The 12,860-nt window shown below is 55.5% G+C and carries 14 protein-coding genes and 1 pseudogene; 8 read left to right on the forward strand and 7 right to left on the reverse strand.

Annotated elements, in window-relative coordinates:
• The first annotated feature begins 6 nt into the window (after window positions 1-6).
• A complete protein-coding gene (locus tag AACY07_RS01040; protein ID WP_339473129.1) occupies window positions 7-537 on the forward strand; it encodes a DUF1003 domain-containing protein in 531 nt (176 codons plus the stop codon).
• Here AACY07_RS01040 and AACY07_RS01045 read toward each other — a convergent pair.
• Window positions 534-863 carry a DUF2025 family protein gene (locus tag AACY07_RS01045; RefSeq protein ID WP_339473131.1) on the reverse strand — a complete coding sequence of 110 codons (330 nt, stop codon included), beginning with the start codon at window positions 861-863 and terminating at the stop codon, window positions 534-536. The genes AACY07_RS01040 and AACY07_RS01045 overlap by 4 nt on opposite strands.
• A 232-nt stretch (window positions 864-1,095) precedes the next feature.
• Here AACY07_RS01045 and AACY07_RS01050 point away from each other — a divergent pair, with 232 nt between their 5' ends.
• From AACY07_RS01050 to AACY07_RS01065, 4 genes are all read left to right on the forward strand, one after another.
• On the forward strand, window positions 1,096-2,220 hold the full coding sequence (locus tag AACY07_RS01050) for a glycerophosphodiester phosphodiesterase (RefSeq protein WP_339473132.1): 1,125 nt from the start codon (window positions 1,096-1,098) through the stop codon (window positions 2,218-2,220).
• Between the two features lie 96 nt (window positions 2,221-2,316).
• Complete coding sequence (locus tag AACY07_RS01055) at window positions 2,317-2,622, forward strand: PepSY domain-containing protein (protein ID WP_133077296.1); 306 nt, start codon at window positions 2,317-2,319, stop codon at window positions 2,620-2,622.
• A gap of 149 nt (window positions 2,623-2,771) precedes the next feature.
• Window positions 2,772-3,950, forward strand: coding sequence for a GAF domain-containing sensor histidine kinase (locus AACY07_RS01060; RefSeq protein ID WP_339473134.1), 1,179 nt, complete (start codon window positions 2,772-2,774; stop codon window positions 3,948-3,950).
• A 119-nt stretch (window positions 3,951-4,069) separates the two neighbouring features.
• A complete protein-coding gene (locus tag AACY07_RS01065; RefSeq protein ID WP_339473135.1) occupies window positions 4,070-4,576 on the forward strand; it encodes a GNAT family N-acetyltransferase in 507 nt (168 codons plus the stop codon).
• Here the strand turns inward: AACY07_RS01065 and AACY07_RS01070 are convergent.
• Complete coding sequence (locus tag AACY07_RS01070; protein WP_339473136.1) at window positions 4,573-5,064, reverse strand: GyrI-like domain-containing protein; 492 nt, start codon at window positions 5,062-5,064, stop codon at window positions 4,573-4,575. The two genes, AACY07_RS01065 and AACY07_RS01070, sit on opposite strands and share 4 nt — an antisense overlap.
• Window positions 5,065-5,263: 199 nt before the next feature.
• On the opposite strand from AACY07_RS01070, the gene alaC reads away from it, so the two are divergent.
• A complete protein-coding gene (alaC, locus tag AACY07_RS01075) occupies window positions 5,264-6,472 on the forward strand; it encodes an alanine transaminase (protein ID WP_339473137.1) in 1,209 nt (402 codons plus the stop codon).
• Window positions 6,473-6,584: 112 nt separating this feature from the next.
• Here alaC and AACY07_RS01080 read toward each other — a convergent pair whose 3' ends face one another.
• Complete coding sequence (locus tag AACY07_RS01080; RefSeq protein WP_019829158.1) at window positions 6,585-7,937, reverse strand: GntP family permease; 1,353 nt, start codon at window positions 7,935-7,937, stop codon at window positions 6,585-6,587.
• 85 nt (window positions 7,938-8,022) lie between these two features.
• The gene (locus tag AACY07_RS01085; protein ID WP_339473138.1) at window positions 8,023-8,556 is read right to left on the reverse strand and encodes a gluconokinase; all 534 of its coding nucleotides are present in this window, start codon (window positions 8,554-8,556) and stop codon (window positions 8,023-8,025) included.
• A 229-nt stretch (window positions 8,557-8,785) separates the two neighbouring features.
• Here AACY07_RS01085 and AACY07_RS01090 point away from each other — a divergent pair, with 229 nt between their 5' ends.
• Window positions 8,786-9,817, forward strand: a complete 1,032-nt coding sequence (locus AACY07_RS01090) for a LacI family DNA-binding transcriptional regulator (RefSeq protein ID WP_133077290.1) — start codon at window positions 8,786-8,788, stop codon at window positions 9,815-9,817.
• Between the two features lie 189 nt (window positions 9,818-10,006).
• Here AACY07_RS01090 and AACY07_RS24270 read toward each other — a convergent pair whose 3' ends face one another.
• Both AACY07_RS24270 and AACY07_RS24275 read right to left on the reverse strand, forming a co-directional pair.
• Window positions 10,007-10,579, reverse strand: coding sequence for a methyl-accepting chemotaxis protein (locus tag AACY07_RS24270; protein WP_371928113.1), 573 nt, complete (start codon window positions 10,577-10,579; stop codon window positions 10,007-10,009).
• Window positions 10,556-11,326 (reverse strand): annotated as a pseudogene (locus AACY07_RS24275) (PAS domain-containing protein); the annotation flags it as partial. The gene AACY07_RS24270 and the pseudogene AACY07_RS24275, both read right to left, overlap by 24 nt.
• Window positions 11,327-11,917: 591 nt before the next feature.
• Between AACY07_RS24275 and AACY07_RS01100 the strand changes: the two are divergent.
• A complete protein-coding gene (locus AACY07_RS01100) occupies window positions 11,918-12,367 on the forward strand; it encodes a GNAT family N-acetyltransferase (protein WP_326397487.1) in 450 nt (149 codons plus the stop codon).
• On the opposite strand, the gene def is transcribed toward AACY07_RS01100, so the two are convergent.
• The gene (gene def / locus AACY07_RS01105) at window positions 12,321-12,860 is read right to left on the reverse strand and encodes a peptide deformylase (protein WP_133077287.1); all 540 of its coding nucleotides are present in this window, start codon (window positions 12,858-12,860) and stop codon (window positions 12,321-12,323) included. The genes AACY07_RS01100 and def overlap by 47 nt on opposite strands.

Raw genomic sequence — 12,860 nt, forward strand, 5'->3', positions numbered from 1 at the left:
AGCACCATGGCCCCTGAAAAAAAGCACAAAGCCCCATCACAAAAAGTCGACCACTTGCGCTTTCATCGGGCCTATGAACATTTGGCACCGACCTTCGGCAGTGATCGTTTCGCCTTGCAGGCAGAAGCCTTTGCCCGTTTTTTTGGCACGCCGGCTTTTCTCGGCGCACAAAGCCTGATCGTGGTGATTTGGGTGTGCCTGAACATGTTTGGCGTGACGCACTTTGATATTTATCCGTTCATCCTGCTTAACCTCGCCTTCAGCCTGCAATCGGCCTATGCCGCCCCGCTGATCCTGCTCGCACAAACGCGCCAGGCAGCCCGTGACAAAGCACAGGCCGATGCTGACGCCCAGCACCGTGAGGCGCTGGCCGTGGCCAACACTGAACGGCAAGCCGCCGTGGCTCAAACCACAGAGCAAATCATGACGCTGCTGGAGCAAAACACCCGACTTACCGAAATGACCAAGCAACTGACCGAGCGGATTGAATGCCTGACCTCGGAAATGCACCAGCATTTTGTCCGCAAAGCGCCCTAGGACCTTGTGACGCATCGGCGTACAGCCGAAATCTCAGGCACGTCCAGACGCTGCATGTACACACGCAATGGCTCGGTGATGTTCAAACGATCATCAATATTTTGATCCAGTAATAACTGAATCAGCTCGCGCTTGAGGGTCATGGTGTCTGCGCCATCGGCGTGCCAGACAAACTCGCTGGCGGGCGTAATGTTGTCGTCAGCGACATCCATCCCGAAGGAATCCTCACTGAAACGGACAATGTGCTGGCCTGTCTTGCGATTTAAACCGACAAAGCCGTTTAGCTGGTCGGCGGCCTGGCAGATTAGTTGCGAAGTGATACGCATGGTAAACCTCACTGACGAGCCCAGAGGCTCTGGAACGATGGTTTACACGCAAGATTTAACGCCTGCCCCTCTGCCGGGGGCACTAATGTGGCCAAGAATACTGCACATTTGTAAGAAAAAAAGCTTAAAACCGAACAAGACACTCGTTTGTGTCGGATTCTTGATAGTACCCATGACTGCCGTGTTGTTAAAAAGGCGGCCTCTATTTTTCTGATTGAAAGGAACTCAACCCATGCCTGACCCTTTTGGCAAAATCGCCCTGCTACTGAGCCTGCTTCTGGGCATGGGCGGCGCACAAGCCGCCAGCACACCCAGCGCGACCGAGGCGGCACTGGCCAACGCTCATGGCATCCCGCGTCCGGCAGTGATTGCACATCGCGGTGCCTCCTTCGACGCCCCGGAATCAACAGCAGCAGCCTATACCCTCGCCCGGGACCTGGGCGCCGACTATCTGGAAATGGACCTTCAACGCAGCAAGGACGGGGTTCTGTTTGCGTTACATGACAACAGCCTGTTACGCACCACCGACGTGGCCAAAAAATTCCCGGAACGCAAGGACAGCCCCGCCAGCGCCTTCACGCTGGCCGAGCTTAAAACCCTGGATGCCGGTAGCTGGTTCAATCAGGCTTATCCCGATCGTGCGCGCCCATCCTATGTTGGGCTGCCCATTCTGACGCTGGACGAAATAATCGATATTGCCCAAGGCAACCCGCAACACAAGCCGGGCCTGTACATCGAAACCAAAGAGCCCAAGCAGTTCCCGGGGCTTGAGCACGACCTGAAAAACAAACTGAGCGAACGTGGCTGGCTTGAACCGGCAACAACAACGGCAGAGCCTCTGGTCGGTCAGGGTAAAGGCCGGATAATGTTGCAAACCTTTGACAAAAACAGCCTCGAACTGCTGCAAAAAGAAATGCCCAACACACCAAAAATCCTGCTGCTATGGGTCGGTGAAGGCGGTATGACACCGAACACCACTCAGCGCTTCGCCGACTCGGGCGAGAAGGATAAAGCTGCGTATTACGCCAAGCTGCAGCCCAAGGACAAGGCCGAGTTCATCCAGTGGCTCGACTTTGCCAAGGCCAACGGAGCCATCGGTACAGGCCCTTCGGCAGCGTTGACCCACGGCGGTGACCAGAGCTACTTCGACCTGATCAAGCCGTGGATGAACAAGGCTACCCACGACAAGGGCTTGCTGGTACACGTGTACACCCTCGACGAACCCGTGGACTTCAAGAAGGCAATGGACGCAAGCGTCGACGGTATTTTCACTAACCGCGCCAGCGAACTGCTCACGTACTACCAGCGATCGGCTCCACACAGCGTCAACCAAGTACTGGAAAAGAATGGCTACTGAAACCGCCAACCTGTAACGGGGTGAAAATTAAGGATGAGTTAAGTTGCGCCGGGTAATCTGACCCCACTTAAACACCTCAACCCCAAGGGATTAAACATGAAAGCACTGAATATAGTATTCGCCACTCTTGCCCTGGCACTGACTGCCGGTGTTGCCCAGGCAGATGTACGCCCAGACCATATTCCAGGGCTGATCAAGTCGGGTGAAATCACCTCATTTGAAAAGTTGAATCAAGCGGCGCTGGATAAACACCCAGGCGCAACCATTCTCGATACCGAGCTTGATCACTCCTACGGCAAACTGGTTTATGAAGTTGAGTTGCGCGATACCAAAGGCGTTAAGTGGGACGTTGATCTCGACGCCAAAACAGCTGAAGTCCTGCAGGATAAACAAGACACTTGAGTTGATTTAAATAAAAAGGCCGCCCCTTGTTTATGAAGGAGGCGGCCTTTTTATTGGGTCCAACTCAGGCCTTTATACAAATCTTCCAGGAATTTGTGCCACGCTCAGTGTTATGGCTAGAATCCATTTTTTGAGCAAGAGCATCCACCATGGCGCAAGGCGCGATTGACGATATCGCAACGATTAACCGGATCAGTGCTGTTCCAGCGATCCTCAAGGTCATTACTGAAATGACCGGAATGCGCTTTGCCGCCGTTGCCCGTGTCACCCAAACAACCTGGACCGCCTGCGCGGTACTCGACAATCTGAACTTTGGTTTGCAGCCGGGTGGAGAGCTGGACCTGGTCAGTACCCTGTGCTTTGAAAGCATGAACTCGCACCTGCCGATCGTCATCGACAACGCCAGCGAAGATCCGCTGTACCAGAACCATCACACGCCAAAAATGTATCGTTTCAAGAGCTACATCACGATTCCGGTGTGGCGTACCAACGGCAGTTTTTTCGGCACCCTGTGTGCACTTGACCCCGAGCCTGCACGCCTCAGGGACAGCACCATCCAGTCTACAATGGAGTCTTTTTCACGCCTGCTATCGCTGCAAATCGAAGCGGAAGAAAACCTGCAGCGCACAGAAACAGCGCTGCAGCAGGAGCGAGAAAATGCTGAGTTGCGCGAACAATTTATCGCCGTTATCGGCCATGACTTGCGCAACCCGTTATTCGCCATTACGGCCGCCGCCGAGCGCTTGCTGCGCAAGCACTCCAACCCGCAGACCGACGTTCTGGTGCAGCACATCCTGACCTCTGGCCATCGGGCCTCGCAGTTGGTAGATGACGTTCTGGACTTTGCCCGGGGACGACTCGGTAACGGAATCCCCGTGACCTTGAGCGAATGCCGGGATCTGAATCAGGTATTCAGCCACGTGATCTCAGAGATACAAAATGTTCATCCCGAGCGGTTGATCCTCTCGCAGATAGGTCAACTCAAAGGTCTTCAATGTGACAGTGGCCGCTTGGCACAATTGCTCTCCAACCTGCTGATCAACGCCATCACCCATGGCTCTTCCACCGGCACGGTGCGCGTCGCCATCCTCACCCAGGATGACGTGTTCAGTATCAGGGTGGCCAACCAGGGCAAGACCATTCCGGCTGATGTGCTACCACACCTGTTCAAACCCTATTCACGTCCTGCCAACCACATCCCGCAAGCCGGTCTTGGACTTGGGTTGTACATTGCCAGCCAGATCGCCCTGTCCCATGGAGGCCAACTCGAAGTCGCCTCCGATGAAGTACACGGCACGGTTTTCACCTTCAGCTTGCCGATGAACTGAAAACCGATAGACGAATAAATCTGTATTTGGCCCCCTGATGGGTAGAAACTGACGTGCTGCTCAGCAGTAACTGATCCAACGCGTCAGTTGCCCCTATCGCGCCTCGACAGAATCCAGACATGAACACCCGCCTCTGCGCTTATGAAGACCTTACCCCCCTGCAACGCGAGCAACTGCGCAAGATTGAGGTAGCTCCTGAGCAAATCGCTTTTTGCGGCGACATTGCCTCGGCCTTGCACTCGTTGCCTGCCCAGCCGCACGCGGGGATCAAGGGATTGGCGCTGCTCAGTGAGGAGTTTCCGGTTGCCTTTATGCTGCTCAAGCGTGAGCCGCTTTTGGCCCATTGGGCTGAGCCTGGCAGCGCAACCTTGCATGCGTTTCAAGTCGACAGCGGCGTTCAGGGCCTGGGGTTGGGCAAAGCCTGCCTGCGCGAACTCCCCCGGGCCATTCGACAGTTCTGGCCCGAAATTCGGCTATTGATGCTGTCGGTAAGCCCGTTCAACGCCAGCGCCCTGGCTTTTTATCTGAGCCAGGGCTGGATCGAACAAGGCGAAGCCTACCGTGGCGAGCGACGCCTGGTACTGCCCCTGATGTCACCGTCGCAGCCCCAACTGCGCGCAAGCTAAACCGGCTTTTTAACCGGCAACCAGATTTCTAGCAGCCCTGCGCCGGTGTCCGGATTGAAGTCCGCGCTGTAACGTTCAAATTCGGGCGCATCTGCAGCTTCGTAGCCCGAATGAGGCAACCAGTCTTTCCAGATTGCCTGAAACGTCTGCGCAAGGGTGTCCAGTGGGCCGCGATGTTCAAAGACCGCATACGACTGCTCTTGCAGTTCGATCCAGCGATACCGTTCAGGCAGGTCGTCCAACTTGCTGATGGCCACGCCGGCAATGTATTCGAAGCCTCCTTTGCCATCAGGGTTACAACAAACGCCGTAGGTTTCATCGCCAATTTGACTTGGCACTTTTCCGATTTCCGGGATGAATTTTTCCCACAATTGTGGAATTCGATCAGCGGTCTCCTCAGTGAAACGGCCACCCAAACCCGCGATCAGTTGAAACTGACCTTTAGCAAATCGCGGAGCTGACAGTTCGAACTTTTCTATTTGATCCATGGGGCATGCTCGATGGAGTAAGTAGGAAACTTAGCAGCTGAGTATAGGAACAAATATACAGCTGGGTCGGATCAGCGGAAAAATAGACCCCGACAGCATCTAGACAAAAGGCCATCACCGCCCTTATTGTTTTGCCCGGACCACCGCAGTGGTCAACGTCGCTCGGACGGTTCCGGGCGCTTACGTATCAGAGGCTCACATGGCAGACCAAGGTTCGCCGCGCCGTTTTGCGCGCATCGATCGACTCCCCCCTTACGTTTTCAACATCACGGCTGAGCTGAAGATGGCCGCCCGACGTCGTGGCGAAGACATCATCGACTTCAGCATGGGCAACCCTGACGGCCCGACGCCTCCTCATATCGTCGAAAAACTCTGCACCGTCGCACAGCGTGAAGACACTCACGGCTACTCGACTTCGCGGGGCATTCCCCGTCTGCGCCGGGCTATTTCTCGTTGGTATGCCGACCGTTACAACGTTGAGATCGATCCGGAGCACGAAGCCATCGTCACCATCGGTTCCAAGGAGGGCCTGGCACACTTGATGCTCGCCACCCTGGATCAGGGCGATACCGTGCTGGTGCCTAATCCCAGCTACCCGATCCACATTTACGGTGCCGTGATTGCCGGCGCCCAGGTGCGTTCGGTGCCACTGATCCCCGGTGTGGACTTTTTTGCCGAGCTGGAAAAAGCCATTCGCGGCTCGATCCCCAAGCCAAAAATGATGATTCTGGGCTTCCCGTCCAATCCGACGGCGCAATGCGTGGAGCTGGACTTTTTCGAGCGCGTGGTGGCCCTGGCCAAGCAATACGATGTGTTGGTGGTTCACGATCTGGCTTACGCCGATATCGTCTACGACGGCTGGAAAGCACCTTCGATCATGCAAGTACCTGGCGCCAAGGACGTAGCCGTGGAGTTCTTCACGCTGTCCAAAAGCTACAACATGGCAGGCTGGCGTATCGGTTTCATGGTGGGCAATCCGGAGTTGGTCAACGCTCTGGCGCGGATCAAGAGCTACCACGACTATGGCACCTTCACTCCGCTGCAAGTGGCCGCGATCGCTGCGCTCGAAGGCGACCAGCAGTGCGTCAAGGATATTGCCGAGCAGTACCGCCAGCGCCGCAACGTCATCGTCAAAGGGCTGCACGAACTGGGCTGGATGGTCGAAAACCCGAAAGCTTCGATGTATATCTGGGCCAAGATCCCGCAGGCTTATGCACACATGGGCTCACTGGAATTCGCCAAGAAGTTGCTGGCGGATGCCAAAGTCTGTGTGTCCCCAGGCGTAGGATTTGGTGAATACGGCGACGATCATGTGCGTTTTGCCCTGATTGAAAACCAGGACCGCATTCGCCAGGCGCTACGTGGTATTCGCGCCATGTTCCGGGCTGACGGCTTTAACCCGGGCTAAGCCATAAACCAGTGTGGGAGAGGACTGGCTCGCGATTGGATCGCCGCGGTGCAATAGATACACCGCGTTGCGCTTATCGCGAGCCAGCCCGCTCCCACAGGTTTGGTGGCGCTTAAACCACCAACGACAGCAGCAGAATAAAAATCAAACCTACAATCGACAGGATGGTTTCCATCGCGGTCCAGGTCTTGAACGTTTCAGCCACCGTCATGTTGAAGTACTGCTTCACCAACCAGAAACCGGCATCGTTGACGTGAGACAGAATCAACGAACCCGCCCCTGTTGCCAGCACCAGCAGTTCGCGGTTAACGCCCGGAATCATATCCACTACCGGCAATACAATCCCCGCCCCGGTAATCGTTGCCACGGTCGCAGAACCTGTTGCAATACGAATAACCGCCGCCACCAGCCAGGCCAGCAGGATTGGCGAGATTTGCGCGTTCACCGCCATATGGCCGATCACGTCACCCACACCGCTGGCTACCAGCATTTGCTTGAACCCGCCGCCCGCGCCGATGATCAGAATGATCGCTGCGGTAGGGGCCAGGCTCGCGTCCAGCAGTTTGAGGATGCGCTTGGAGTCGATCCCCTGGCGCGCGCCAAAGGTGTACAGCGCCAGCAGCAATGCCAGCAACAGGGCACTGATCGGGTGACCGATCATGTCCATCCAGACACGGAAGAAGTTGCCATCAGGCAGCGCAACGTCGGCAAACGTCTTGAGCAGCATCAGGAATACTGGCAGCAGCACCGTGATCAAGGTGATGGAGAAGCTCGGCAGCGTGCTGGATTCCGGCTCGCTCGCCAATTGGTCCATCAACTCCTGGGAAGCGTGACCCGGGATGTACTTGGAGATGAACGTGCCATAAATCGGACCGGCAATGATCGCGGTAGGCAGTGCAACGATCAGGCCGTACAAAATGGTCTTGCCGATGTCAGCACCGAATACACCAATGGCCAGCAGCGGCCCCGGGTGCGGCGGCACCAGACCGTGTACGGCTGACAAACCTGCAAGCAACGGAATACCGATTTTGATGATCGACACGCCGGTACGACGGGCAACGATAAACACCAACGGAATCAGCAGCACAAAGCCGATTTCGAAGAACAACGGAATACCCACCAGGAAGGCGGCAAACATCATTGCCCATTGCACCTTTTCCTTGCCGAAGGCACGGATCAGGGTCCGGGCGATCTGGTCAGCCCCCCCGGAGTCGGCCATCATTTTGCCAAGCATGGTGCCCAGCGCCAGGATGATCCCGACAAAGCCCAATACACCACCAAAACCGTCCTGGAACGACTTGATGATCAGGTTGGCAGGCATGCCGGCGGTCAAGCCAAGAAACGCCGAGGCAATGATCAAGGCAATAAACGGGTGCAGCTTGAATCGGGTGATCAATACGATCAAGCCGATGATGGTGACCACTGCATCGAGCAGCAGAAACGTATTGTGGGACATGCCTAGCATGGGGCGTCTCCTGCCTTTTTGTTCTTATCAAGTACGTAGGTGCCGCTACAGCCGAGGCAGGTAGCGCTATCTTTTTGAAACAACATCATGAGGTTGCCATTACCGTCTGCTCGCACCACCAATCCCGGGCAGCGCTCGCTAATTGCTTAATGTTCATCTCGGCTGCATTCAAGGTCAGCACCAATGACTCATTGGTCGGAGACTCAAGTGCAGCGAACTGACTTTCAATCAGGGTCTTGGGCATGAAGTGCCCCGGACGATCGGCCACTCGCGCAGCGGCAACCTCGGGGGTCAGCTCCAGAAACACAAAGCCCAGACCGTCAACCGCATCACGCAAACGCTCGCGATAACGCAGTTTTAGCGCCGAGCAGGTCAAGACCGGACGCTGGCCACTGGCAACCGCACGACGCAATTCATCGCACAGGCTGTCTAACCAGCCGGCACGATCTTCATCGGTCAGGGGAATACCGGCACTCATTTTGTCGATGTTGGCCGCAGGGTGAAACGCATCGCCTTCAATCGGGGTCGCGCCATTGAGCTGGCACAGTGCCTGGCTAACGCTGGACTTGCCGCAGCCGGCAACGCCCATGATGACCAGAGCAGTGATAGGTTGACTCATGAAACACCTCAGTCCGTAGACAGCGCTGTCTTTGTCCATGCGTTCAATACTAGAAAGCAAAGCACAAAGCCTAGGCTACCGACGTCTATTTCTCATTTTTATGGGGAGACGCGGTGACGCTCTCGACATACAAAGCTGGGGTAACTGATTTACACACAATCAGGCAATTGCGGGCACGTCAGGACAGCGCTACCTTAGTGACTTGTTTTTTGTTTGGCAAGCCGCCCCGATGACCACCTCTAAAAACGATAAAAACACCCGAACCACGGGTCGCCCCACCCTTAACGAAGTTGCCCGCCTGGCCGGGGTCAGCCCCATCACGGCCTCCCGTGCCTTGCGCGGTATCAGCAGCGTCGCCACGGACCTTGCCGAAAAGGTGCGAATTGCCGCCGATGAGCTGAACTACGTGGTCAACCCCGCCGCCCGGGCACTGGCTTCAGCACAGAGCCACTCGGTCGTGGTGCTGGTTCCGTCCTTGTCCAACCTGCTGTTTATCGACACCCTCGAAGCCATACATGACGTATTGCGTCCTCGCGGTTTTGAGGTGCTGATCGGCAACTTTCACTACTCCCGTGATGAAGAAGAGAACCTGCTGCGCAACTATATGGCCTATCAGCCGCGCGGCCTCCTGCTGACCGGATTTGACCGTTCCGAAAGCTCACGACGGATGATTGAAAGCAGCAATGTACCCTGCGTGTACATGATGGAGCTGGATGCCGCCGAGGGCCTGAACTGCGTAGGATTCTCCCAATTGAAGGCCGGTGAAACCGCTGCCCGGCACCTGATCTCCCGTGGCCGCAAGCGCCTGGCCTATATAGGCGCCCAACTTGATCAGCGCACGCTGTTGCGTGGCGAAGGTTTTCGCCGCGCCTTGCAGCAGGCGGGTTTGTACAACCCGGAGCTTGAACTGCTGACGCCGCGCCCGTCCTCTGTTGGCCTTGGTGGCGAACTGTTCCTGCAGTTGCTGGCAAGCCATCCGCAGGTAGATGCGATCTTTTTTGGCAACGATGACCTTGCCCAGGGCGCACTGCTGGAAGCCGCACGCACCGGCATTAAAATCCCGGAGCAAATCGCCATATTAGGTTTTAACGACCTGCCGTCCTCGGAATTCATGGTGCCGCGCTTAAGCAGTATTCGTACCCCCCGAGAAGCCATCGGCCGTCGTGCGGCCGAGCAGATGCTCACACTGATGGCCGGCAACAAAGTGGCCAATCCAGTGCAAGACATGGGTTTTGAACTGATGGTGCGTGAGAGCAGCTAAGGCCCGTAGCAGCTGCCGAAGGAACGAGGCTGCGTCCGGCTGCGCAGCAGTCGTAAACCCGGTGTACGCGATGTCACTGAAATACCCGGACTGAATGGTTTACGAGCGCTACGCACTCGGACGTAGCCTCGCACGACTCGTCAACTGCTACCGGGTTTTGCTCACCCAGTCGAGAATGTGTTGCGGCCTTTAATGCAGTTGCAACGTTGAGTTGAACTGGCTGATGGCATCGACCACATGCCTGGAGCCTTGCTGGATCTCCAGAATCGCCTCCCCGGCTTCATTCGCCAGTTCGACCCCCAGGCCGGTTCGACTCAAACTTGACTGCATACTGGTCACTGCACTCAGCGAGAGGTCATGGTTTCTGCGGACCACTTCGACAATCTCCAGGGTGGCCGCACTGGTACGCGCCGCCAGACTTCTCACCTCATCCGCCACCACGGCAAATCCGCGCCCATGCTCCCCTGCCCTCGCCGCTTCAATTGCGGCATTGAGCGCCAGCAAATTGGTTTGATCGGCAATCCCGCGAATGGTCTGCACAATCTTCCCGATGCTGTCCGACTGCTTGCTCACCGCATCAATGCTTTGCGCCGCCTCGTTGAGGTCTTTGGAGATGGCTTCAATGATTTGCACAGTCTGCTGAACCACCTGTGAGCCTTTCTGCGCACAGGCGTCGTTTTGCACCGACGTGCTGTGAGCCGATTCGGCTGCAGTTTGCAGATTGGTGACTTGAGCTGTGATATCACTGGCAAACTTCACCACCTTGTACAAACGGCCCTTGGCATCAAAAATCGGGTTGTAGGAGGCTTCGAGATAAACCGTGTGCCCATGTTTGTCGACCCGTTCAAAACGCCTGGAGTGATACTCGCCACGATTGAGCGAAGCCCAAAACGCTTTGTAACCCGATGATTCGGCCTCATGGGGCCGACAGAACATGCCGTGGTGCTGGCCGACGATTTCACTCAGCGAGTAATGCATGGTATTGAGAAAGTTCTGATTGGCATTGATCACCCGGCCATCAGGAGAAAACTCGATCATTGCCATCGAGCGGCTCAAGGCGTTCACAATGCTCTGGTTTTCGTGCTCTTTGTTGATTCGGGCGGTGATATCCGAAGCCACCTTGATCACGCGGGTGACGTGCTGGTCTGCGCCGACAATAGGCATGTAACTGGCTTCAAGCCACACCTCGCGCCCGGCCTTGTCGAGCCGTGAAAAGGTACCGTTCAACGGTTCTCCACGGGCCAGATCATTCCAGAAATGACTGTAGTCGCTGGACCTCTGGTAACTATCCTCGCAAAAAATCCGGTGATGCTTACCCCGGATGTCGTCAGCGCAATAGCCCATTACCCTGCAAAAGTTCTCGTTGGCATCAAGAATGGTGCCATCCGGAGTGAATTCAATAATGGCCATGGACCGACTGATGGCCTGCACCTTGGCTAACGTGTCATTCAATGAGCCGTTTAGACGTTTGTTCTCAAGCAGGTCGGCTTTGTTATGCAAATTAAACATGGCTCAATCCCTGGAGGTGCTGTCTATTGATAATTCAAAAGTTTCAAGACTGCGCTTTAAACTTTTAACGTTAGAGCTGTACGCACTTCGAGGGTTTAAGCGTTTATCGCCTACGCCCCGTAACGGTGGAGCATAGCTAGGCAAATGATACGTGCAAGCACATAGCCATCAAGCTGCGACGGAGCGCTCACGCTTTAAAAAATAGCCAAATGGAGGATGTGCAGTTTAAAACTGGCAGGAGCCCAAGAACTGAGCCCCCGGCAAATCACTTAATGCCCAAACAATCCAGTATCGGATTTCTTGGATTTTTTATCAGCGCGTTTTTCATCGGCTGTTTTGGCCGGCTTTTTCTTCGCCGCCTTCTTTGAATCCATGCCTTTAGCCATGTCGTGCGCTCCAGTGTTCAAGGATGTGAACTCAGGTATAACACTGATCCGTTGCGAACTTTTAATTAAAACCCGTTATTCAAAAAAGAATGAATACTCTTGCGTTTTAATTTCGAATAACCCTTTCCAGTAAAAACCGACAACGGCACAAAACCACTCCGTTGTTTGTTTATACTGCGAGCCCTTCCCTAAAGCCTGTGGACTTATGACTGCGATTGTTTACGCCCCGCTTGACGCACCTTTATGGCCGTTAATGAACAAGTTTTACCGTGCCCATCAATCGTCGATGAAAGCGGTCAAGGACGCACAATTATGGGTCGCTCGCCAAGAGGACATTGTCGCCGGATTGTGTCTGCGGCCAATGGCTCACGGCCACTGGCTGACCGGGTTGTTTGTCGCGCCAGCACTGCGCGGCCAAGGCGTTGCAGGGGAGTTGGTGAGGCATGCGGTGAAAGCCTGCGAAGGACCGGTCTGGTTGTTCTGCGATCCCGAGCTGCAAGGGTTCTATGAAAAGCTGGGGTTCAGCCTGGACGTGGAATTGCCCCACGCCCTGCACGAGCGGCTGGTTCGCTATCAACGCAACAAGGCGATGATAGCGCTGGGATCAACTACTCCTGGGTACCCGGCTCCAGATCAGGAAACAGCACCTCGATAAAACCGAACTTGCTGAAATCCTTGATCCGTGACGGATAAAGGCGACCTATCAGGTGATCACACTCATGCTGTACCACCCGCGCATGAAAACCTTCGGCCACCCGCACGATCGGCTCACCCTTGGGCGTGAAGCCTTCGTAACGGATCTTGTGAAAACGCTCGACGACCCCACGCAGACCGGGCACTGACAGGCACCCCTCCCAGTCTTCTTCAAGGGCCGGGCTCAGAGGCGTGATCAACGGATTGATCAGGATGGTCTGAGGCACGGCTTCAGCATCCGGGTAACGCTCGCTGTGCTCGAATCCAAAGATGACCAATTGCAGGTCAACCCCGATTTGCGGAGCCGCCAGGCCCACGCCTCCTGCGTGCTCCATGGTCTGCAGCATGTCGTCGATCAATTGCCAGAGTTCTGGCGTGTCGAACATTTCATCCGGCACTGGCTCTGCGACACGCAATAGACGCTCATCGCCCATTTTCAAGATTTCACGAATCAT

This window comes from Pseudomonas sp. RL_5y_Pfl2_69, assembly GCF_963970465.1.
Classification (GTDB): Bacteria; Pseudomonadota; Gammaproteobacteria; order Pseudomonadales; family Pseudomonadaceae; genus Aquipseudomonas.

Excerpts from the sequence above, each read along its gene's own strand:
- AACY07_RS01085 (WP_339473138.1), bottom strand. The coding sequence starts at position 8,556 with ATGAGTCAACCTATCACTGCTCTGGTCATCATGGGCGTTGCCGGCTGC.
- AACY07_RS01055 (WP_133077296.1), top strand. The coding sequence starts at position 2,317 with ATGAAAGCACTGAATATAGTATTCGCCACTCTTGCCCTGGCACTGACT.
- def (WP_133077287.1), bottom strand. The coding sequence starts at position 12,860 with ATGATTCGTGAAATCTTGAAAATGGGCGATGAGCGTCTATTGCGTGTC.
- AACY07_RS01060 (WP_339473134.1), top strand. The coding sequence starts at position 2,772 with ATGGCGCAAGGCGCGATTGACGATATCGCAACGATTAACCGGATCAGT.
- AACY07_RS01045 (WP_339473131.1), bottom strand. The coding sequence starts at position 863 with ATGCGTATCACTTCGCAACTAATCTGCCAGGCCGCCGACCAGCTAAAC.
- AACY07_RS01070 (WP_339473136.1), bottom strand. The coding sequence starts at position 5,064 with ATGGATCAAATAGAAAAGTTCGAACTGTCAGCTCCGCGATTTGCTAAA.
- AACY07_RS01040 (WP_339473129.1), top strand. The coding sequence starts at position 7 with ATGGCCCCTGAAAAAAAGCACAAAGCCCCATCACAAAAAGTCGACCAC.
- AACY07_RS01100 (WP_326397487.1), top strand. The coding sequence starts at position 11,918 with ATGACTGCGATTGTTTACGCCCCGCTTGACGCACCTTTATGGCCGTTA.
- AACY07_RS01080 (WP_019829158.1), bottom strand. The coding sequence starts at position 7,937 with ATGCTAGGCATGTCCCACAATACGTTTCTGCTGCTCGATGCAGTGGTC.
- AACY07_RS01065 (WP_339473135.1), top strand. The coding sequence starts at position 4,070 with ATGAACACCCGCCTCTGCGCTTATGAAGACCTTACCCCCCTGCAACGC.
- AACY07_RS01090 (WP_133077290.1), top strand. The coding sequence starts at position 8,786 with ATGACCACCTCTAAAAACGATAAAAACACCCGAACCACGGGTCGCCCC.
- AACY07_RS01050 (WP_339473132.1), top strand. The coding sequence starts at position 1,096 with ATGCCTGACCCTTTTGGCAAAATCGCCCTGCTACTGAGCCTGCTTCTG.
- alaC (WP_339473137.1), top strand. The coding sequence starts at position 5,264 with ATGGCAGACCAAGGTTCGCCGCGCCGTTTTGCGCGCATCGATCGACTC.